The organism is Modestobacter lacusdianchii (assembly GCF_054177765.1).
This window is the reverse complement of sequence record NZ_JBJJTJ010000028.1, coordinates 13,622-32,803: the sequence shown is the minus strand read 5'-3', so window position 1 is coordinate 32,803 and position 19,182 is coordinate 13,622. Positions and strand designations below refer to the sequence as shown.

Here is a 19,182-nt window from a genome sequence, read left to right as displayed (position 1 = left end):
GCTCAGGTTGACGGCATGGCGGGCCGGCCGTCTTGGACGAATCGGAGCAGGTCGTCGGCGTCGGCGCGGAGCTGCTGGTGCTCAGCGGCCAGCCACCGGCGGGGCGGGAGCCCGGTGTGCTCCCGCCACTCCCGGGTCAGGTGCGCCTGGTCGGCGTACCCGGCGACGGCGGCGAGTCCGGCCAGGTCGGTCTCCTCGCCGCGGGCGACCGCCGATCCGAGCAGACGACGGGCCGCGTCGAAGCGCACCACCCGGGCAGCCTCCTTGGGGCCCAGCCCGAACTCGGCGGTGAACCGCTGGCGGAGGTGACGCTCGGACCACCCGACGGTCCGGGCGACGGTCGCCACCGGCAGCCGGCCGCCCGATCCCGTCGTCAGCCGCCAGGCGTGGGCCAGCTCGGGGCAGGCTCCCGGTGCCGCACGGACAGCCAACCGGCGCAGGACGTCGTCCACCGCGGCGAACCGGTCCGGCCAGGTCCGGGCCATGCGGAGCCGATCGACCAGCTCGGCGGCCGGCTCGCCGAGCACGTCCCCGAGGTGTTCGTCCCGCGACCCGAGCGCACCCGCGGGAACACCGAGCAGCGCACGGGCGCCCGCCGGCGTCAGCGACAGCTGGATGCCGGCCTGCCGGGTACCGGTGGCGATCAGGGCCGGTCCGGTGTGCAGCCCGCCGACGAGCGCGGCGTACCGGCCCGGGGACTGCCGGGGATCCGAGTGGGCGGCCATCTCCAGCGGGTCGTCGAGGGTGACGATCAGGGTCAGCGCGGGGGAGGGGAGCCCCCGGTGCACACCGGGCGTGAGCCCGTCCTGCCGGTACCCGGTGGCCTCGGCGACCAGCCCGCGCAGGGCCGGGTGTGGCCGGTGCCGCACCCATTCCTGGCCCACCACGTCAGCGTGGACCGACCAGCGACCGGCGTCCAGCGCAACCGCATCGGGTCGGCGTCAGTCCCACCAGAAGTGCCACGTCGTCGCCCTCCGCAACCGGGCGGCGTGGTCGCCGTGGCTGATCGGCTGGTCGTCGAACCCGGTCTGCGGGACGTGGTTGTCTGGGCAGAATGCGTGGTGCTCGGCCGCCATCAGCTCGCACTGGCGAGCAGTCACCGGCGGCCGCAGGACGACCAGGTCCAGCGTCGCAGCGCCGATGCCCACCAGGTAGGCACCGAAGCGGTCCTCCCAGGACCGGAGCACCGCAGAGATCGACGCACTGGTCAGCGACCAGTTGGCTGCCCCCGACCAGCCCAGCTGGGCCACCGCGTCCGCGGGGCGGGTGGCTGGTACCAGCAGCAGGCCGCCGAGCCGCGGGAATTCGTGCTCGGAGGTGAAGAGCACGCCGCGCTCGCCCGTGGCTCCGCGCCCCGGAGCCAGGCCCGGCCACGGGGGGTGGGGCAGTCGGGCGCCGTCGGCACCAACGGGCGTGCAGCCCTGCCAGCACTGCTCGAGCACGGCGGCGGCCTCCGCCGGGCCGCTCGGGGACGCCGGATCATCGTCGACGTACGGGTGCTCGTCGACCCGGCCGGCCAGCAGCGGCCACAGCCCGCTGCGGTCGAACACTCGCGCGCACCGCCGCCAGGAGACCTCCGGGTCGCGGACCGGGCGCGTGCTCAGCCAGCCGCGAACCCGTTCCTCCAGCTGGTCCGGGCTCCGGCGGCCGCGCACCGGGGACATCGGAGGCAGGTCGAGCAGCGTCCCGACCTCGGGCATGCTGCCGGGACGCTCGGCCCGGACCGGGGTCCGGAACGGGTGTGGGTCGATCGACCAGGTCATCACTGCTCCTCTCAGGAGCAGCGATCGGAGCACGACCCGGAGCGGTCGACGCGGCCACTCTCCACAGCCGGAGCCACGGTCCACAGCTCCCGGTCAGCGGTCGACGCGGGCGGTCTTCTGGCGCAGCAGGAAGCCCTGGCGCAGCAGGCCGGCCGCGAGCACCGCGCCCACCCCCTCGCCGGCGCGCAGCCGCAGGTCCAGCAGCGGCTCGCAGCCCAGCGCGTGCAGCACCGCCTCGTGGCCCCGCTCCCGGCTGCGCTGCCCGGCGACCAGCGACGCCTGCGCGGCCGGCTCCAGCAGGACGCCGACCAGCGCGGCCACCGAGGTGGCGAACCCGTCGAGGACCACGACCGCCCCGGCCTCGGCCGCGCCCAGCACCACCCCGGCGAGCACCGCGAACTCCGGGCCGCCCAGCTCGCCGAGCGCGCGCATCGGCTCCAGGTCGCTGCCGGCCCGCCCGAGCGCCGCGGCCACCACCGCCCGCTTGCGCTCGAGCATCGCCGCGTCCACCCCGGCGCCGAGGCCGGTGACGGCGTCCGGTTCCACGTGCAACAACGCAGCGGCCAGCGTGGCGGCGACGGTGGTGTTCCCGACGCCGACCTCCCCGAGCGCCACCAGCCCGGTCGCGGCACCGTGCTCGGCGCCCAGCCGGCGACCGGCGGCGACGAGCCGATCGGTGTCGGCGAGGGTGAGCGCGGCCGCGTCCACCAGGTCACCGCGTGCACCCGTCGCCCGTGCCGGCACCGCGCCGGGCACCGGTGGCCCGGCGACGCCGGCGTCCACCACGACGACGCCCAGACCGGCCGAGCGGGCGGCCGTCACGCCCAGCGCCTCCCCGGCGACCGCCGCCGTCACGACGTCCCGGGTGGTCGACGCGGGGTACGCCGAGACGCCGCGGGCGGCGACCGGGTGGTCGGCGGCGGCGAGCACCAGCACGCCGCCGGGCAGCGCCGGGCGCCCCAGTGCCACCGCACGGTCGACGGCGCGGTCGAGCACGCCGAGCGACCCGGGCGGGGTGAGCAGCCGGTCGGCGGCGTCCCGGGCAGCGACCACGGCCTCGGGCTCGGGTGCCCGCAGCCGGGACGGGGGAGCGGCGACGTCCCCGGTCGGCCACCGGTCGGTGAGGACGACGTCGGCCAGCGGCTGCCGGCGCGACCAGGCGGCCCGCTCCAGGCCGGGTGCGGGCGGCCGCTCGTCCGGCCAGCCCAGGCACAGCCAGCCCAGGGTGACCACGCCCTCGGGCAGCCCCAGCAGCGCGGCGAGCTCGTCGGGGCGGAACAGGGTCACCCAGCCCAGGCCCAGCCCCTCCGCGCGGGCAGCCAGCCACAGGTTCTGGATCGCCGCGGCGCAGCTCCACAGGTCGGCGTCGGGGAAGGTGGCCCGACCCAGCACCCCGGCCGCCGGCGCGCGCCGGTCGCAGCAGACGACGACGCCCAGCGGTGCCTCCCGGACGCCGGCCAGCTGCAGGTCCAGCAGCCGGGCCGCGGCGTCCGGCTCGAGCTGGGCGGCCTGGCGCAGCCGCTCGCGGTCGGTGAGCACGGCGGCGGTGTCGCGCACCGCGGCGTCCCGGACGACGACGAACCGCCACGGCTGGCTGTGCCCGACCGAGGGCGCCTGGTGGGCGGCGGTGAGCACCCGGGTGAGCACCTCGTCGGGCACCGGGTCGGGGCGGTAGCGGCGGATGTCGCGGCGGGCCTCGATCGCCCGGTAGAGCCCGGCCCGGTCGTCGGCCGGCAGCGCCCAGCCGGTGGGGTCGGCGGCCCGCTCGGAGGCCGCGGTGCCGTCACCGATCAGCGGCACCGGCCGGGGCCAGGTCATCCCTCCACCTGCGCCAGGAACCGGCGCACGGTCTCCAGGAAGACCTCGGGCTGCTCGGAGTGCACCCAGTGCCCGGCGTTCTTCACCCGCACCAGCCGGGTGGTGGGGAACAGCTCGTCCATCCGCGGCCGGTCGTCGTCCAGCACGTAGGTCGAGTTGGCGCCGGCGATCCACAGCACCGGGCCGTCGAAGGTGGCCCCGGGCGGCGGGTCGGGGAAGCGGCGCAGCTCGCCCAGGTCGCGGGCCAGCGTCTCCAGGTTCAGCCGCCACCGCCAGCCCTGGCCGGCCCCGACACCGTCCCGCACCAGGCTCTGCAGCAGGAACGACCGCACCATCGTGCTCGGCACGGCCGCCCGCAGGGCCTGGTCGGCGTCCTCGCGGGTCTCCAGCGCGTCGAGGTCCATCGCCTGCATGGCGGCGATGAACGCCGCGAAGGGGGAGGCCTCCTCGTCGGGGTCGTCGGTGCGGCCGCCGGTCTCCGGGTAGTCGGTCGGGGCGATGTCGACGACGACCAGCGCCCGCAGCAGCTCCGGCCACCGCAGCGCCAGCTGCATCGCCACCTTGCCACCCATCGAGTGCCCGACCAGCGTCACCGGCTCGCCCAGCAGCGTCAGCTCCGCGGCGACGAACTCGGCCATGTCGCCGTAGTCGACCCGGTCGGTCCACGGCGAGTGCCCGTGGTTCGGCAGGTCGAGCAGGGTGACCCGGTGGCCGTCCTCGGCCAGGGCCTTGGCGATCGTCGTCCAGTTCCGGCCCTGGCCGAACAGGCCGTGCACGAACACCACCCGGGGGCCGGTGGTGCCGAGCGTGCGGGCGGCCAGCCGGATCGCGTCGGTCATGCCCTCATCCCACCAGACCCGATGTCGCTGCCCGCGACCGTCGGTGCCCGCGGTTAGCGTCGGGGCACCCCGACGGCCGCCCCAGGAGGACCCCGTGCCCGGACGCCGCCGGCGCTCCACCAGCTCGACCCGCAGCACCACCCGGACGACGACCACCCGGAAGCCGACCGCCCGGAAGGCCGCGCCACGGAAGGCCGCCCCGGCGGCCACCGCCGAGCTGCCCCAGGCCGGGCCGGGGGAGCGGGTGTGGGTGCTCGCCGTGCCGTTCCGCGCGCCGGCGCCGGGGGCCAGCTGGCACGCCGGCCTGTCGGCGCACGTGTTCGTCGGCCGGGAGCTGCCCGCCGCGCTGGCGCCGTACGACCCGCCGCCGTACAGCTTCGAGCGCTTCGTCGAGGACGAGCTGAACGCCGAGCCGCGCCCGATCACGCCGGCCCGGCCGATGTCCCCGCGCCCGGAGCAGCTGACCGGGTCGGCGGTCATCGCCGCGCACGAGGCCGCGGGCGGGCGGATGTTCCTGCTCGGTGACGACCCCGGGGTGGGCAAGACCGGCACCGCCGTCCTCGCCGTCGGCCAGATCGCCGGTCGGCGTCCCGTCCGTACGGTGCTGGTCGTCGCCGACCGGCCGGCCGCGATCACCGTGCCGCACTGGGCCCGGTCGATCGCCGCCTTCGGTGACGGCGGGGTGCGCTGGTGCGTCACCACCTGGGACCGGCTGGGCAAGGTGGCCGGGCTGACGAAGGCGACCGGCGCCCGGTTCGACGTGGTGGTCGCCGACGAGGCGCACATGGTGCGGCACACCACGACCCAGCGGTGGAAGCACTGGAAGTCGGTCTCCGGCGCCGGGCGGGTGAAGGACGCGCCCTACGTGCTGCTGGCCACCGCGACCCCGGCGCACACCCCGCTGGAGCTGCCCTACCTCGCGCCGCACTTCGCCGCCGTCCACGGGGAACCGCTGAGGGAGTGGGCCGACCTGCCGAGCCGGCTGGCGGCGCACGGGTTCCACGTGGAACGTGCCCGGTACGGCTGGAGCTGGACCGAGGACGCCGAGGAGCGGCGCGCCGACCTGGCCCGGCTGCGCAGCTGGCTGGCCGACACCGACCCGCCGGCCACGCTGCACCGCCCCGCGCCCTGGGGGCCGGTGTCGGTGACCGGCACCCCCGTCGAGCTGACCCCGGCCGAGCGCGCGCAGTACGAGGCCGAGTGGTCGGAGTTCCGCGCCGAGATGCAGCTGGCCCGCCGCAAGCGGGAGACCGCCCGCGGCCGGGCGGCGCTGCTGCGCTTCCGGCAGAAGGCCGGGCTCATCCGGGCGGCGGCGACGGTCGACTGGGTCAAGGCGCAGGTGGAGGCCGACCGGCAGGTCGCGGTGTCGGTGGAGTTCGTCGAGACCGCCGCCGACCCGATCCGCGAGGCCCTGCTGGACGGCGGCATCGCGGTGGCCTCGATCTACGGCCGGGACCGCTTCGACGTCGAGGCCGAGCGGCTGCGCTTCCAGACCGGCGAGGCACCGGTGTGCGTGTTCACCGTGACCGCCTCGATCAGCCTGCACGCCGGCGAGCAGCTGCCCGGCGGGCGCACCGCGTCGACGACGCCACGGGTCGGGCTGTTCCACCAGCCGCGCTTCTCCGGCATCGCCGCCCGCCAGGTCACCGGCCGCACGCACCGCGACCACCAGGTCTCGCCGTGGCGGGTCGCCTTCGCCGCGGACACCGTCGAGGAGGACGTCGCCCGGGTGATGGTGGAGCGCCTCGCGGTCACCGGCTCGACCGCCGGGGGCGACACCGCCGGCCTGCAGCAGATCGCCGAGCTGCTCGACGCCGACTGGCTGCCGGCCACATCGCTGACCGGCAGCGACTGACCGGCGCCGTCAGCGGGTGATGTCCCAGGCCTGCCGCACCTCGCTCGCCGACAGCACCCGGTCGTAGATGCTCACGTGGGCCAGCGACCCGGCGAAGAACTCGCTGGTCGGTGTGGCGGGCCAGGTGTTGAGGTTGTCGAAGCCGATCCGCCAGTGCCCGGTGATGGCCTCCGCCGCCGGCGCCCAGCCGGAGGCCACCTGGGCGCCGTCGACGTAGAGCCGCATCCCGCTGCTCGGCGAGAAGCTGGCGGTCATCAGGTGCCAGCCCCCGTCGTTGTAGGAGCGCGGGCTGGTCACCGTGTAGATCGTCCCGTCGTAGACGCCGAACACGAGCTGTCCGGCGTTCGTCATGTACACGTGCCGGTCGTAGGAGCCGGACCGGTCACCGTTGGTGCCGTTGCCGAAGCCGATCAGCTTGCCGCCCCGGGCGGTCCGGGTGCTGAACCACAGCTGCGTGGTGAAGGACTGCGGGTTCGTGACCGCCTGGGTGGTCGAGAGGTAGCCGGAGGAGCCGTCGAGGGTGACCGCCCGGTCCTCTCCGCTGCCGCAGCCCGGCCCCCCGGCCTGGCGGGCCACGCCCCCCCGGTAGGTGGCGTTGCCGGCCGCGCCCGTCGTGCCGGAGTTGCCGGCGATCGCACCGGAGCTCTCCTGGAGCCGGTAGTAGTTGGTCGCCCGGTTGGCCGTGCCGACGTCCGAGCAGTTCCAGATGGTGGCGACCGGGAAGGTGAGCGCGGGGCTGGCCGTGGTGTCGGAGAACCCCGCACCGGACCCGGGCAGCGACACGGTCACCAGGACGGCGGCGGTCAGCACCGCGCCGCGGCGCAGGCCGCGGACGGCCGGACGACGGCGGCGCCCGGCACGGGCCGGTGGGGCGGACGGGCCGGGGGCCGGTGGGTCGTCGTCGGGACGCCGGTGCGCGACGGAGAGCGCCAGCAGGGCGAGCAGCCCCAGGCCGGTGCCGACGAGCGGCAGCACCCGGCCCTGGGTCAGCCACACCGCCGGCTGACCGACCAGCGGCAGGCCGAGGGTCACCACGCCGTGCACGGCGGCGGGGTCGACCAGTGACCCGTCCGCGGCCGCGTTGGCGTCGCCCTTGAGCTGCAGGCCGGCCGGCTGCACGGCGACCAGCCGGTGCAGCCGGAGCTCACCGGGGGAGTCGGGGTCGTCGACCAGCAGCACCTGTCCCGGCTCGAGCCGGTCCGCCGGGACCGGCCGGACGACGGCGACGTCCCCGACGGTGAACGTGGGCGCCATCGAGCCGGACAGGACGACGCTGGACTGCCAACCGACCAGCACCGGCAGCACCGAGATCGCGAGCAGCACGGCGAGGGCGCCGAGCACCACGCGGGCGAGGGCGGCGAGCAGGAACGCCGTCCACCCCTGTCGCCAGGAGGTGGGCGCGGGGGCCGGGACGGCGCCGGCACCGAGGGTGGCGGTCATCGGTTCTGGGCCTCCCACACGAAGGTGAGCCGGGCCGAGCCGCCCTTGACCCGCGCCGGGGCGCTGGCCGAGAGCGTGAAGGTGAACTTGTAGGTGCGGGTCTCCGCCGTGGTGCCGCCCGCGGTGTCCCAGGGCAGGATGCCGCGGGCCCAGCTGGTGGCGAAGGACCCCATCGTGGTGGTGACCGTGGTGCCGGCGGAGCGGAAGCCGGCGCAGTCGGCGTTCACGCCGCCGCCGGTGCCGGCGTCCCAGGAGAGCTGGAGGTAGCTGGCCAGGTCGCCGGTGCTCGTCCGGTCCCGGGCGTAGAGCCGCACGGTCGCCGGCAGCGAGCCGGTCGAGGTGACGATGACGCACTCGGTGACGCTGTCGCCCGGGCGCATCGCCGGCAGGCTGAGCGGCGCGATGCCCTCGATCTCGTTGGTCAGCGCCACAGTGCCGGTGCCGATGCTGGCGGGCAGCGCGGTGGTCTGGTCGGTGAAGCCCGCGTAGGCGGTCTGCCAGAGCAGCGCCGCGGCGAGGACGAGCGCGCCGGCCGTGGACACGACGACGCCCCGTCGCGTCGCGCGACGGCTGGGACGGCGGAGGCGCACCCTCGTCATGCCTGGCTCTCTCCGGGGCTCCGGTGAGGTCGGCCGGCGGAGGCCACCTCGGAGCCTTGGACGCTAGGGCCCGCCCACCCCCAGGAGAAGACGCAAGGTCACCAGATCACTCCGCTGGGTGACGGGCGCTGCGGGCAGGTGACAGCCCTCCGGGTGGCCCGGTGACCCAGCGTCCGCGCGGGTCAGCCCCGGCCGGCCAGCCGCATCGGCAGGTGTGGGATGCCGTCCTCCAGGTAGTCCGGCCCCGACCGGCGGAAGCCGAACCGCTCGTACCAGGACTCCAGGTACGCCTGCGCGCCGATGTCGATCGTGCGGCCCTCGCACAGCTCGATGCCCCGCTGCACCAGCTGCGCCGACAGCCCCCGCCCCCGGGCCTGGACCGCGGTGGCCACCCGGCCGATCGCGCGGTCCTCGCCGTTCTCCAGCAGCCGGATCGTCGACAGCACCGTGCCCTCGTCGTCGGCGAACCACAGGTGGAGGGTCGTCGGTTCGGCGTCGCGGCCGTCCAGCTCCGGGTAGGGGCACTCCTGCTCGACGACGAACACGTCGACCCGCAGCCGCAGCAGCCCGTACAGCTCGGCGGGGGTCAGTTCGGCGAACCGGGCGGTGCGCAGGGGAGGGGCGTCGGTCACCGGCTCATCGTCGCAAGCACTCAGGACGCCGTCCGCCGCAGGTGGTCGCGATGTGCCAGCAACGCCCAGACCACGTGCCCGAGGTCCATCCGTTCCCCGCCGGCCGGCATCTCGTCCGGCAACTGGGCGTCCGGCACCAGGGTCAGCGGCGGGCGCGGCACGTTGGCCGGTTGCCCTGCGGGAGAGATGACCGGAGCTGCGGCGAAGGCCGGGTCGGGCGGGCCCCAGATCTGCTGTCCGGCCCGGTCGTGGGCCACCAGCTGCGGGCCCCGGAGGCGCAGGACGATGCCCTCGTCGTGCACGAGACCGTGGTCGACGTCGCACAGCAGGACCATCGCCGACACGTCGGTGCGGCCACCCAGCCGCCACGGCCTGAGGTGGTGGGCGTGCAGCCGTTCGATCCGGGTCTCCGTGCAGCCCGGTCGCGCGCAGCCGCCGTCGCGGGCCAGCAGGGCCCGCCGCTGGGCCCGGGTCGCCAGCCGTCGACGGCGTCCCAGCGCCAGCGGCTGACCGTGCCGCTCGACGATGACGCTCAGCGACGCCTCGCACGCCATCCGCCGGACCTGCGCCGGGGTCAGTGCCGGCCCACCCTCCAGGTGGGCCCGACCCGCGGCGGCGTCATCGGCCAGCACGTCGGCGTCCACGTGTACGACCACCTCCCGGCGAGGTGGGTCGCCCGCTCGCCGGCCGGTGTCGGCGGCGACCTCGGCCAGCTGGGCCAGCGCCCGGCAGCGGCGGGCACTGGCCCGTTCCCGAGGGAACGCCCCGGGGTCGGCAGGGCACTCGGTGGCCGCCGTCTCCCTGGCCGCCGTCTCTCCGGTGGCCATCGCCCCGGTCGCTGCCGCGCGCTCCCGGCGGGTGTCCCGTTCCACCAGCGACTCGACCGCCGCCAGCAGGGCCGCACCCGACTCTCCGTCCATCCGGACCTGCAACACCAGCATCCCGTCGGCGTCCCAGTGCCACTGGAAGGACCGCTTCTCCGAGACTCGGCCCTCGTCGACGGCGTCCGACCGGCGCCAGGCCCGCACCACTCGCTCCACCTGGGAGGCCGTGGCGTGCCGCGCCAGCTCGACCAGCTCGACCTCGGTGGCGGGGTCGGCCACCCGGCTGATCGCCCGCACCTTCGAGTACGACAGCCGGCCGGCGGCGAACGCCTCCGCCGTCACCGGCAGCGAGCCCAGCGCTCGGGCGACCCGGACGTGCTCCCGCGCGGCGCCCGGACCCATCCCGCACTGCCAGGCCAGCCAGTGCGCGCAGCTCCGGACGCCGACCTCGCCCCAGCCCTCACGGGCGTCGAACTCCGCCACCAGCCGCAGCCAGGCAGCCGTCGCCGCTGCCAGGCGCACCGCGCCGGACCTGATCTCCCGGGCCAGCTCCGCCACCGACCGCTCGCCCGGCTCGCCACCCAGCGCCGAGTCGCCCACCGACGCGCCGCCCACCGCCACGAGTGCACCCATGCCGCGATGCTGCTCTCGGGGTATGACAGAACCGCAGCTCAGCGACCAGCAGGCGTTCCCGCGGGAACGCCTGCGGTTCGTCAGTCGCGCGCCGGTGCGGTGCCGTTGCCGTCGAGCGGGACACGCGTGACCGGCGCCGCCTCGCCCACGCTCCCCGCGGCTCCGTTGCCCAGCCGCTTGAGCAGCGCGGCGACGTCCAGGCCGGTGAGGTCACCGGACAGCTGCAGGCCCTGGGCCACGTTCGCCGCCACCGAGCGGCCGAGCGAACCGGCGCCGTCGGCGGAGATGACGGTCATCTTCTCCACCGCCGACAGCGGGGCCGAGGCCGCCGCCACCACCTCGGGGAGCACCTTGACCAGCAGGTCGAGGATCGCCGCCTCGCCGTAGTTGGCGAACGCCTCGGACCGGGCGTCCATCGACTCGGCCTCGGCCTTGCCGCGGGCCAGGATCGCGGCGGCCTCCGCTGCGCCCTCCCGCTCGACCGCGTCGGCGATCGCCTGCCGGCGCTGCTTCTCCGCCTCACCCCGCTTGGCGCCCTCGATCGCCTCGGCCTCGGCCAGCGCCGAGCGGCGGGCCCGCTCGCCCTCACCGGACAGCCGGGCCTGCTCGGCAGCGGCCTGGGCGGCGGCGATGGTCGCCTGCCGCTGCGCCTCTGCGGTGAGGATCGCGGAGTTCTTCCGGCCCTCGGCCTCCTGCTCCACCCGGTACCGCTCGGCGTCGGCCGGACGGCGCACCTTGGTGTCCAGCTGCGCCTGGGTCAGCGCCGCCGTCCGCTCGGCGACCTTCTCCTGCGCGGTCAGCACCTCCTGGTCCTGCGCGGCCTGGGCGAGCGGCCCGGCGGCGGCGGCGCGGGCCTTGGCGGCGTCGATCTCCGCGTCGATCTCGGCCTGCTTGAGCTGCAGCTGCCGCTGGGCCACCGCGATCGCCTCGTCGGCGAGCAGCTGCTCCTGCTGGGCGGCCTGCCGGGCGCGCGCCTCGGCGATCGACGCCTCCTTGAGCACCCGGGCGGCCTCCGGGCGGCCCAGGTCGGCCAGGTAGCTGCCCTCGGCCTGGATGTCCTGCAGCTGGAAGGTGTCCAGCACCAGCCCCTGACCGGTGAGCGAGGACTCCGCCTCCTCGGCGACGGCGGAGGCGAACGCGGCCCGGTCGCGGATGATCTCCTCGATGGTCAGCCGGCCGACGATCGACCGCAGCGCACCGGCCAGCACCTCGGAGGTGAAGGTGTCGATGCCCTCCTGCTGGGCGAGGAACCGCTGCGCCGCGGCGCGGATCGCGCCCTCGTTGCCGCCGACCTTGACGATGGCGACGCCCTCGAGGTCGCACTTGACGCCCTGCAGGCTCACCGCGCCGCGGATGCCGACCGGGATGCGCCGGCTGGACAGGTCGATCGAGTGCAGCTTCTGCACCACCGGGAGCACGAAGACGCTGGCCCCCATCACCACCTTCTGCCCGGACATGTCGCGGCTGACCGCGCCGTCGGTGCCGGTGACCGAGCGGCCCTGCCGGCCGGTCACCAGGAAGGCCTGGTTCGGCCCGGCGACCTTGATCCGGGAGAGCACCAGGAGCACGAGCAGCAGCACGAGGACGGCGATGCCGCCGATGGCGATGAGCAGGGTCACGGCTGGGTTCCTCCGGGGTCTGGGAAGAGGTCGGTCGGCTCCGGTGCGGTGGAGGCGACCTGCACGGAGGTCTCCGTGAGGGTGTCGACGACGTAGACCGGGGTGCCCGCGGGCAGCGGCACGTCGCTGCGCGCGTGGTACTTGAGCTGCTGGCCGGCCACACCGAGCCGCACCTCGCCGAGCCCGCCGGCGGGCACCCGGGAGACGACGACCCCCTGGGCACCGAGCAGCCGGTCGGCGGTGAGCGTCGGCTCGGTGGGCATGTCGCGCAGCAGCGCCGACAGCCGGACGGCGCCGGCGGCCAGCGGGAGCGCCACCACCAGCCCGGCGAGCAGGGCCAGCAGCACGGTGGCGGCGCCGGGCAGGGCGGGCAGCAGCGCGGTGGCCGCGGCACCACCGAAGCCGATCCCGCCGAGGAACGCGGCGATCGCGGGGAGGGAGAAGGGGCCGTCGGCGTCGATCGGGCCGATCTCCCCGAGCTCGCCGGCCAGCAGTGCGACGACGAGCACGAGCAGGCCCAGCCCGCCGACGACGAGGAAGGCCACGGCGATGGGGTCCACGTGCCCTCCTCCTGGGTCCGGCGCACAGAGTCGCAGGTCAGCGGCTCGTGATCAAGCCGAGCGAGCGCACCGGCCGCGGCCGGCCGGGCGCGGTGCTAGCGTCCGGGCCTGACACGGGGTGTCCCGCCCGGGACTGAGAACACACCCGTCGAACCTGCTCCAGTTCGCACTGGCGAAGGGATGTCACGGCGTGGACGCCACCGCTCTGCGCGCCGCCGCCACGGCGCTGCGCGACTCCGCACCCCTGGTGCACTGCCTCACCAACACGGTCGTGCAGACGATCACCGCCAACGCCCTGCTGGCCATCGGCGCGGCCCCGGCGATGGTCGACGAGCCCGCCGAGGCCGGCGAGTTCGCCGCCGTCGCCTCCGCCGTCCTGGTCAACGTGGGCACGGTGCACCAGCGCACGGCCGAGGCGATGCGGCTGGCCGCCCGCGCCGCCGGTGAGGCCGGCCGCCCCTGGGTGCTCGACCCGGTGGCGGTCGGTGGGCTCACCTTCCGCACCGAGCTCGCCGCCGACCTGGTCGAGCTGCGGCCCACCGTCGTCCGGGGCAACGCCTCGGAGGTGCTGGCCCTGGCCGGCGCCGGGAAGGGCGGTCGCGGCGTGGAGAGCACCGACTCCCCGGAGGCGGCGCTGGAGGCGGCCCAGGAGCTGGCCCGCCGGACGCTGGGCATCGTCGCGGTCAGCGGGCCGGTCGACGTGGTCACCGACGGCGAGCGGGTGGTCCGGGTGGGCGGTGGGTCACCGCTGCTGACCCGCACCACCGGCGCCGGCTGCGCGCTGGGCGGCGTGGTCGCGGCCTACGTCGCCACCGCCGGCGACCTGATGACCGCCACGGTGGCCGCCCACGCGCACGTGGCGCTGGCCGCCGAGGCCGCCGCCGCGCGGGCCGCCGGGCCGGGCACCTTCGCCCCGCTCTGGCTCGATGCGCTGGACGCCGTGGACGGCGACGCCCTCGCCGCCGCCGACGTACGCGGCTCATGAGGGCCGGCTTCGACCCGACGCTCTACCTGGTCACCGACACGGTGCTCTGCGCCCCGCGGTCGGTGCCCGAGGTGGTGACCGCCGCGGTCGCCGGCGGGGTCACCGCCGTCCAGGTGCGGGACAAGACCGCCAGCCACCGGGAGCTGCTCGCGCTGGTCCGCGCGGTGCAGGTGGTGCTGCCGCCGGCGGTCGCGCTGATCGTGAACGACGCCGTCGACATCGCGGTGCTCACCGGTGCCGACGGGGTGCACGTGGGCGCCGACGACCTGCCGCCCGCCGAGGCGCGCACGCTGCTCGGGCCCGACGCGCTGGTCGGCGTCTCGGTGGGCAGCGCGGCCGAGCTGGACGACGTGCTGGCCCTCCCCGCCGGCACGGTCGACCTGGTCGGGCTCAGCCCGGTCTGGTCGACCCCCACCAAGCCCGACGCCGGTGCGGCGCTGGGGCTCGACGGCGCCCGGGAGCTGGCCGCCCGGGCGCGGGCCGGCGGGCTGACCTCGGTCGCGATCGGCGGCATCTCCGCGGACACCGCCGCCGCGGTCGCCGCGACCGGGGTCGACGGCATCTGCGTCGTCTCCGACATCTGCACCTCGGCCGACCCGACGGCTGCGGCCCGGGCGCTGCGCACCGCGCTGAGCGGGGTGCCGGCGTGACCGCGGCCGTGGCGCTGACCATCGCCGGCAGCGACCCCAGCGGCGGCGCCGGCATCCAGGCCGACCTGAAGACCTTCAGCGCGCTGGGCGCCTACGGCACCGCGGTGCTCACCGCGCTGACCGCGCAGAACACCCGCGGCGTCACCGGGGTGCACGGCGTCCCGGCCGGGTTCGTGGCCGAGCAGGTGCGCACGCTGCTGGCCGACGTGACCGTGCACGCCACCAAGCTGGGGATGCTGGGCACCGCCGAGGTGGTGCGCGAGGTCGCCGCGCTGCTGGCCGGCCGTCCGGCCGGGCCGGTGGTGTGCGACCCGGTGATGGTGGCCACCAGCGGCGACCGGCTGATCTCGCAGGACGCGGTGGACGCCGTCCGCACCGACCTGCTGCCGGTGACCGACCTGCTCACCCCGAACGTGCCCGAGGCCGCGGCGCTGCTCGACGTCGCGCCGGCGACCACGGTCGACGAGCTCGCCCCGCAGGCGACCGCGCTGCTGGCGCTGGGGCCGGCCGCCGTGCTGCTCAAGGGCGGGCACCTGGGCGGCGACGACTCCGTCGACGTGCTGGTCACCGCGACCGGGGTGCTGGAGACCCGCCGCCCCCGGGTGGCGACGACGGCGACGCACGGCACCGGCTGCACGTTGTCCTCCGCGCTGGCCGCACTCGCCGCCCGCGCGCGGCTGGCCGGCGACGAGCCGGGCTGGGCGCCGCTGGTCGAGGGTGCCCGCGACTACCTGCAGGCGGCGCTGCGGGCCGGCGGCGAGCTGGGGGTCGGCTCCGGGCACGGCCCGGTGCACCACTTCGCCGGCCGCTGGTGACGGCCTGAGGGCTCAGCCCTCCTCGAGGACCTCGCGCAGCACCAGCGCGGCCAGCTCGTCGCCTCCGGCGGCGGCGATGGAGAAGTGCTCGATCGCGGTCTCGACGTCGCCGGCGCCGAGCAGCAGCACGCCGAGGTTGTGGTGGGAGTGCAGGTCGCCGCCCTCGATGCCGGCCCGGTAGGCGGCCTCGGCGGCGACGACGTCGTCCAGCTCGTCGCGGTACAGGTTGCCCAGCGGCAGCCAGGCGGCCACCTCACCACGGGCGGCGCCGCGCTCGAGCACGGTGCGCGCCTCCTCGACCCGGCGGGTGCTGCGCAGCAGGTCGGCGAGCGCGGCGCGGGCGACCTCGGAGTGCTCGGCGCCGGCCCGCAGCTGCGGCTCCAGCGCCGGGTCGCGGCTCTCCTCCCAGCGCCAGCAGGCGAGGGTGGTGGCCGCGGGCCGGGAGCCGGCGTCGGCGGCGAGCTGGGCCCAGTGCCAGGCCTCCAGCTGCCGGCCCGCCTCGCGCAGCAGCACGGCGAGCTCCAGCGCCGCCTGCTGGTCGCCGCGACCGGCTGCCGCCCGGAACGCCCGCTCGGTCAGCGCATGCCCGGTGGCCGGGTCGACGGGGGCGTCGTCGTCCGGGGTGTTCTCGCGGTCCAGGGGCACGCCGGGAAGTCTGTCGTGATCACCGGCCCCGGCGCATGCCCCGAAGGGGCTGCCCCACCCGATCAGGGGGTGGTCCAGTCCGGCGGGTCGGCCGGCTGCAGCGCCGGGTCGTCGGCGGCCAGGGTGCGCACCGGGCCCGGCGCCGTCCGCGGGCCCTCGAACCGCACGGTCACCCGGTTCAGGCCACTGCCCCACACCCAGCCCGCGCCGAGGTCGGGGTGGACGACGTCCTGCCCGGGGTACCAGGCCACCACCGCCGGCCCCGGCGCCGGGTCGCCCGGCACCGGCTCGACCGCCGGCTCCCCGGTCGGGGCCCCGCCCCCGGCGGCGTCCTCCACCGCGGCGTCCTCGACGGCGGTGCCCTCGACGGGACTCAGCACCTCGGCGAACAGGTCGCCCTGGGCGTACGGCGAGAGCCCGGAGACACCGACGCCGAGCAGCCGCAGGCCACCGCTGCGGTCGACCGCGGCGAGCAGCCGGTGGGCGACCTCGGCGATCTGCCGCGGGTCGTCGACGGCGTGCGGCAGGGTCTGCGAGCGGGTCAGGGTGCTGAAGTCGTAGCGGCGGACCTTCAGCGTCACCGTCCGCCCCGAGGTGCCCGAGCGCTGCAGCCGGCTGCCCACCCGCTGGGCGAGCGCGTCGACCTCGGCGGCCAGCCGGGCCGGGTCGGTCAGGTCGCGGGCGAAGGTCTCCTCCGCGCTCACCGACTTGGCCTCCCGGTCGGTCACCACCGGACGGTCGTCGTCCGCCCGGGCCAGCCGGTAGAGCCCGGCGCCGTGCGCCTGGCCGACCAGGCTGGTCAGGTCCACCAGCGACAGCCGGTGCAGGTCGCCGATCGTCTTCACCGAGATCTGCGCCAGCCGCTCGGCGGTGGCCGGGCCGACCCCACCGAGGCTGCGCACCGGCAGCGGTTGCAGCACCTCCAGCTCCTGCCCGGGCGGGACGACGGTCAGCCCGTCCGGCTTGCGCAGCTCCGAGCCGATCTTGGCCAGTGACTTCGAGGTGCCGATGCCCACCGAGCCGGTGACGCCGCCGGTGGCCAGCGCGATGCGGTCCTTGAGGTCGGTGGCCAGCGCGGTCACCCCGGCGACGGACAGGTCGTGGTCGCCGGCGGCCAGGTCGACGTAGGCCTCGTCGATGGAGACCGGCTCGACCAGCGGGGAGAGCTCCCGCAACAGGGTCATGACCACCTCCGACGTCCGCCGGTAGGCGGCGAACCGGCCGCCCAGGAACGCGGTGCCCGGCGGGCAGAGCCGGCGCGCCTCGGCGGTGGGCATGGCGCTGCGGGCACCGAACGCCCGCGCCTCGTAGGAGGCGGTGGCGACCACGCCCCGGCCACCGGTGCCGCCGACGACGACCGGCCGGCCGCGCAGCGAGGGCTTGTCCCGCTGCTCGACGGCGGCGAAGAAGGCGTCGAGGTCCAGGTGCAGGATGCTCGGCTCACGCCGCACGCGCCTCCCCCTCCCTGCCCGCCGCGGACCCGACCGTCGATGATGCCCCCATGGTCGAGCCGAGCGCATGGACGCAGATCACCCAGTCCGACCCCGACCACTCGCCCCGCTACGTCGAGCGGTTCCGTGCGCTGGCCGCGCAGGGCGCCGACCTGGCCGGTGAGGCACGGCTGGTCGACGCGATGCTGCCCCGCGGGTCGCGGGTGCTCGACGCCGGCTGTGGCCCGGGCCGGGTCGGTGCGGTGCTGGCGGAGGCCGGGCACACCGTGGTCGGCGTGGACGCCGACCCGGTGCTGATCGCCGCCGCCGAGGCCGACCACCCGGGGCCGCGCTGGATCGTCGGCGACCTGGCCGAGCTGGACCTGCCCGACCGGTTCGACGCGATCGTCTGCGCCGGCAACGTGATGGCCTTCCTGGCGCCCAGCACCCGCCGCGAGGTGCTCCGCCGGCTGCGAGCCCACCTCGCGGACGGCGGCCGGGCCGCGATCGGCTTCGGCGCCGGCCGCGGCTACCCGTTCGAGGAGTTCCTGGACGACGCCCGGGCCACCGGCTGGTCGGCCGACGTCCTGCTCTCGACCTGGGACCTGCGGCCCTTCGGCCCGGAGGCCGACTTCCTGGTGGCCGTGCTCTCCCGGGTGTAGGCACGGGGCATGACCCACCTGCCCGACCCGGCCACGTTCTCCCGCCAGGAGGACCAGGCGTCCGCCGGCCGCACCCGCTTCGTCGCCACCGGCAGCCAGACCCGCGGCGACTTCGGCCTCTTCGAGGTGACCATGGCCCCGGGCGGCAGCGGCCCCGGGCCGCACCTGCACCGCACGTTCAGCGAGTCCTTCCACGTACTGGAGGGGTCACTCGCGGTGCTGGCCAACGGCGAGTGGACGACGGCGCACGCCGGGGACCTGGTGTACGTGCCCCGCTCGGGCGTGCACGGGTTCCGGTCGGTGGGCCCGGACGTCGGCGCGCGGTTCCTCATCCTGTTCACCCCGGGCATCCCGCGGGAGGACTACTTCACCGGCCTGGTCGAGCTGCACGCCGGCGGCCGGACACCGTCTCCGGCGGAGATCGACGCCTTCGCGCTGGAACACGACCAGCTGAACCTGCGCGACTGACCGGCCGCGCTACTCGCAGGCGGTGCCGTCCCCGTCGCCGTCCATCCGGTCGGACCAGCCCGGGTCGCCGCGGTGCAGCGGCGCCGCGCCGGCGGCGCGGGCCGCGTCGCAGTTCGGGAACGGCTCGGTCGTGGGGACGACGGCCGACGGTTCCGCGGAACCGCCGGCGACGGGCACCGGCTCACCGGGGCAGCTCTCCAGCACGCGGGCGATCGCGTCGTGCTCGGCCTGGGTGACCCACAGGCCGTAGCTGGCCTTCACCGCGACCTGGCGTGCCACGTACGTGCAGCGGAACCCACGGTTGCCCGGCAGCCAGGTGGCGGCGTCGCCGTCGCCCTTCTGCCGGTTGGCCGCGTAGTCGACGGCGAGCAGGTTGAGCGGGTCGTTGGCGAAGGCGGTGCGGCGGGCCTCGTCCCAGGCGAAGGCGCCGGTCTGCCAGCCGTTGCTCAGCGCGACGACGTGGTCGATGTCGACGCTGCTCCCGTCGCCCTTCTCGAAGGCGATCGTGGTGCCGGTGTACGGGTCGGCCAGCGCGCCGGTCTCGACCACGCAGTCCTGGGTGCCCGGCCGGAACACCTCGTCGACCAGGTCACGGGCCAGGACGTCGTTGCGGGTGTCGCAGCCGTTGCGGTCCACGTCGGCCCAGGTGGCCCCGAACTCGTCACGGTCGTAACCGGTCGTCGGCGCGCGACCCTTCACCGGCAGCGTCGCCAGCACGGCGGCGGCGGACGCACCGGCCGGCGGCGCACCGGCCTGCGCCCGCTGGGCGGCCTCGGAGACGGCGTCCGGAGCGGTGGGGGCGACCTGCTGGGCCGGACCGCAGGCGGCGGCGCCGAGCAGCGCCAGGACGGCGAGTGCGGCGACCCGCGCCGAACGGTGTTCCACGTGGAGCCTCCCCGGAGTCGACCGGCGACCGACGCTAGGCGGGCGAGGGGTGTCACCCGG

Annotated in this window: 19 protein-coding genes and 1 riboswitch; of the genes, 6 read left to right on the top strand and 13 right to left on the bottom strand. The window is 76.3% G+C overall.

Features of this window, described 5'->3' with window-relative positions; translation table 11 throughout:
- Window positions 1-2 precede the first annotated feature (2 nt).
- From ACJTNH_RS17185 to ACJTNH_RS17170, 4 genes are all read right to left on the bottom strand, one after another.
- Window positions 3-884: a helix-turn-helix domain-containing protein gene (locus ACJTNH_RS17185; RefSeq protein ID WP_458177821.1), complete on the bottom strand. Its 882-nt coding sequence runs from the start codon at window positions 882-884 to the stop codon at window positions 3-5.
- A gap of 57 nt (window positions 885-941) precedes the next feature.
- Complete coding sequence (locus ACJTNH_RS17180) at window positions 942-1,763, bottom strand: DUF4253 domain-containing protein (RefSeq protein WP_458177819.1); 822 nt, start codon at window positions 1,761-1,763, stop codon at window positions 942-944.
- Window positions 1,764-1,856: 93 nt separating this feature from the next.
- Window positions 1,857-3,581 carry a 5,6-dimethylbenzimidazole synthase gene (bluB, locus tag ACJTNH_RS17175; RefSeq protein ID WP_458177817.1) on the bottom strand — a complete coding sequence of 575 codons (1,725 nt, stop codon included), beginning with the start codon at window positions 3,579-3,581 and terminating at the stop codon, window positions 1,857-1,859.
- Window positions 3,578-4,420, bottom strand: coding sequence for an alpha/beta fold hydrolase (locus tag ACJTNH_RS17170; protein ID WP_458177815.1), 843 nt, complete (start codon window positions 4,418-4,420; stop codon window positions 3,578-3,580). The genes bluB and ACJTNH_RS17170 overlap by 4 nt, the downstream gene beginning before the upstream one ends.
- 94 nt (window positions 4,421-4,514) lie before the next feature.
- On the opposite strand from ACJTNH_RS17170, the gene ACJTNH_RS17165 reads away from it, so the two are divergent.
- Window positions 4,515-6,275 (top strand): helicase, encoded by a 1,761-nt coding sequence (locus tag ACJTNH_RS17165; RefSeq protein WP_458177813.1) that lies wholly within the window; start codon window positions 4,515-4,517, stop codon window positions 6,273-6,275.
- A 9-nt stretch (window positions 6,276-6,284) separates the two neighbouring features.
- Here ACJTNH_RS17165 and ACJTNH_RS17160 read toward each other — a convergent pair whose 3' ends face one another.
- From ACJTNH_RS17160 to ACJTNH_RS17135, 6 genes are all read right to left on the bottom strand, one after another.
- Window positions 6,285-7,715, bottom strand: coding sequence for a signal peptidase I (locus ACJTNH_RS17160; protein WP_458177811.1), 1,431 nt, complete (start codon window positions 7,713-7,715; stop codon window positions 6,285-6,287).
- The gene (locus ACJTNH_RS17155) at window positions 7,712-8,314 is read right to left on the bottom strand and encodes a hypothetical protein (protein ID WP_458177809.1); all 603 of its coding nucleotides are present in this window, start codon (window positions 8,312-8,314) and stop codon (window positions 7,712-7,714) included. The genes ACJTNH_RS17160 and ACJTNH_RS17155 overlap by 4 nt, the downstream gene beginning before the upstream one ends.
- A gap of 182 nt (window positions 8,315-8,496) precedes the next feature.
- Entirely contained in the window at window positions 8,497-8,946 is a 450-nt protein-coding gene (locus tag ACJTNH_RS17150) for a GNAT family N-acetyltransferase (protein ID WP_458177807.1), read from the bottom strand.
- Window positions 8,947-8,966: 20 nt separating this feature from the next.
- The gene (locus ACJTNH_RS17145; protein ID WP_458177805.1) at window positions 8,967-10,403 is read right to left on the bottom strand and encodes a DUF222 domain-containing protein; all 1,437 of its coding nucleotides are present in this window, start codon (window positions 10,401-10,403) and stop codon (window positions 8,967-8,969) included.
- 80 nt (window positions 10,404-10,483) lie between these two features.
- Complete coding sequence (locus ACJTNH_RS17140) at window positions 10,484-12,022, bottom strand: flotillin family protein (RefSeq protein WP_458177803.1); 1,539 nt, start codon at window positions 12,020-12,022, stop codon at window positions 10,484-10,486.
- The gene (locus ACJTNH_RS17135; protein WP_458177801.1) at window positions 12,019-12,582 is read right to left on the bottom strand and encodes an NfeD family protein; all 564 of its coding nucleotides are present in this window, start codon (window positions 12,580-12,582) and stop codon (window positions 12,019-12,021) included. The genes ACJTNH_RS17140 and ACJTNH_RS17135 overlap by 4 nt, the downstream gene beginning before the upstream one ends.
- 104 nt (window positions 12,583-12,686) lie before the next feature.
- Window positions 12,687-12,780: riboswitch (TPP riboswitch) on the top strand.
- Between ACJTNH_RS17135 and thiM the strand changes: the two genes are divergently transcribed.
- The 3 genes from thiM (at window position 12,773) to thiD (ending at window position 15,032) form a co-directional block, all read left to right on the top strand.
- Window positions 12,773-13,567, top strand: a complete 795-nt coding sequence (gene thiM, locus ACJTNH_RS17130) for a hydroxyethylthiazole kinase (protein ID WP_458177799.1) — start codon at window positions 12,773-12,775, stop codon at window positions 13,565-13,567. Its footprint overlaps the riboswitch before it by 8 nt.
- A complete protein-coding gene (gene thiE, locus ACJTNH_RS17125) occupies window positions 13,564-14,217 on the top strand; it encodes a thiamine phosphate synthase (protein ID WP_458177797.1) in 654 nt (217 codons plus the stop codon). Before thiM ends, thiE begins: the two co-directional genes overlap by 4 nt.
- On the top strand, window positions 14,214-15,032 hold the full coding sequence (thiD, locus tag ACJTNH_RS17120) for a bifunctional hydroxymethylpyrimidine kinase/phosphomethylpyrimidine kinase (RefSeq protein ID WP_458177795.1): 819 nt from the start codon (window positions 14,214-14,216) through the stop codon (window positions 15,030-15,032). The genes thiE and thiD overlap by 4 nt, the downstream gene beginning before the upstream one ends.
- A gap of 12 nt (window positions 15,033-15,044) precedes the next feature.
- On the opposite strand, the gene ACJTNH_RS17115 is transcribed toward thiD, so the two are convergent.
- Window positions 15,045-15,677, bottom strand: a complete 633-nt coding sequence (locus ACJTNH_RS17115) for a hypothetical protein (protein WP_458177793.1) — start codon at window positions 15,675-15,677, stop codon at window positions 15,045-15,047.
- A 62-nt stretch (window positions 15,678-15,739) separates the two neighbouring features.
- The gene (locus ACJTNH_RS17110) at window positions 15,740-17,128 is read right to left on the bottom strand and encodes a DNA polymerase IV (RefSeq protein WP_458177791.1); all 1,389 of its coding nucleotides are present in this window, start codon (window positions 17,126-17,128) and stop codon (window positions 15,740-15,742) included.
- Between the two features lie 50 nt (window positions 17,129-17,178).
- Here ACJTNH_RS17110 and ACJTNH_RS17105 point away from each other — a divergent pair, with 50 nt between their 5' ends.
- Both ACJTNH_RS17105 and ACJTNH_RS17100 read left to right on the top strand, forming a co-directional pair.
- Window positions 17,179-17,769 carry a class I SAM-dependent methyltransferase gene (locus tag ACJTNH_RS17105; RefSeq protein WP_458177789.1) on the top strand — a complete coding sequence of 197 codons (591 nt, stop codon included), beginning with the start codon at window positions 17,179-17,181 and terminating at the stop codon, window positions 17,767-17,769.
- 9 nt (window positions 17,770-17,778) lie between these two features.
- Window positions 17,779-18,237 (top strand): cupin domain-containing protein, encoded by a 459-nt coding sequence (locus ACJTNH_RS17100; protein ID WP_458177787.1) that lies wholly within the window; start codon window positions 17,779-17,781, stop codon window positions 18,235-18,237.
- A 9-nt stretch (window positions 18,238-18,246) separates the two neighbouring features.
- Here ACJTNH_RS17100 and ACJTNH_RS17095 read toward each other — a convergent pair whose 3' ends face one another.
- Window positions 18,247-19,122 (bottom strand): GmrSD restriction endonuclease domain-containing protein, encoded by an 876-nt coding sequence (locus ACJTNH_RS17095; protein WP_458177785.1) that lies wholly within the window; start codon window positions 19,120-19,122, stop codon window positions 18,247-18,249.
- Window positions 19,123-19,182: the final 60 nt, after the last annotated feature.

Bases quoted from the DNA above. Each gene is read 5' to 3' on its own strand.
- ACJTNH_RS17180 (WP_458177819.1), bottom strand. From the start codon at position 1,763: ATGACCTGGTCGATCGACCCACACCCGTTCCGGACCCCGGTCCGGGCC.
- bluB (WP_458177817.1), bottom strand. From the start codon at position 3,581: ATGACCTGGCCCCGGCCGGTGCCGCTGATCGGTGACGGCACCGCGGCC.
- ACJTNH_RS17170 (WP_458177815.1), bottom strand. From the start codon at position 4,420: ATGACCGACGCGATCCGGCTGGCCGCCCGCACGCTCGGCACCACCGGC.
- ACJTNH_RS17160 (WP_458177811.1), bottom strand. From the start codon at position 7,715: ATGACCGCCACCCTCGGTGCCGGCGCCGTCCCGGCCCCCGCGCCCACC.
- ACJTNH_RS17155 (WP_458177809.1), bottom strand. From the start codon at position 8,314: ATGACGAGGGTGCGCCTCCGCCGTCCCAGCCGTCGCGCGACGCGACGG.
- ACJTNH_RS17145 (WP_458177805.1), bottom strand. From the start codon at position 10,403: ATGGGTGCACTCGTGGCGGTGGGCGGCGCGTCGGTGGGCGACTCGGCG.
- thiE (WP_458177797.1), top strand. From the start codon at position 13,564: ATGAGGGCCGGCTTCGACCCGACGCTCTACCTGGTCACCGACACGGTG.
- ACJTNH_RS17105 (WP_458177789.1), top strand. From the start codon at position 17,179: ATGGTCGAGCCGAGCGCATGGACGCAGATCACCCAGTCCGACCCCGAC.
- ACJTNH_RS17100 (WP_458177787.1), top strand. From the start codon at position 17,779: ATGACCCACCTGCCCGACCCGGCCACGTTCTCCCGCCAGGAGGACCAG.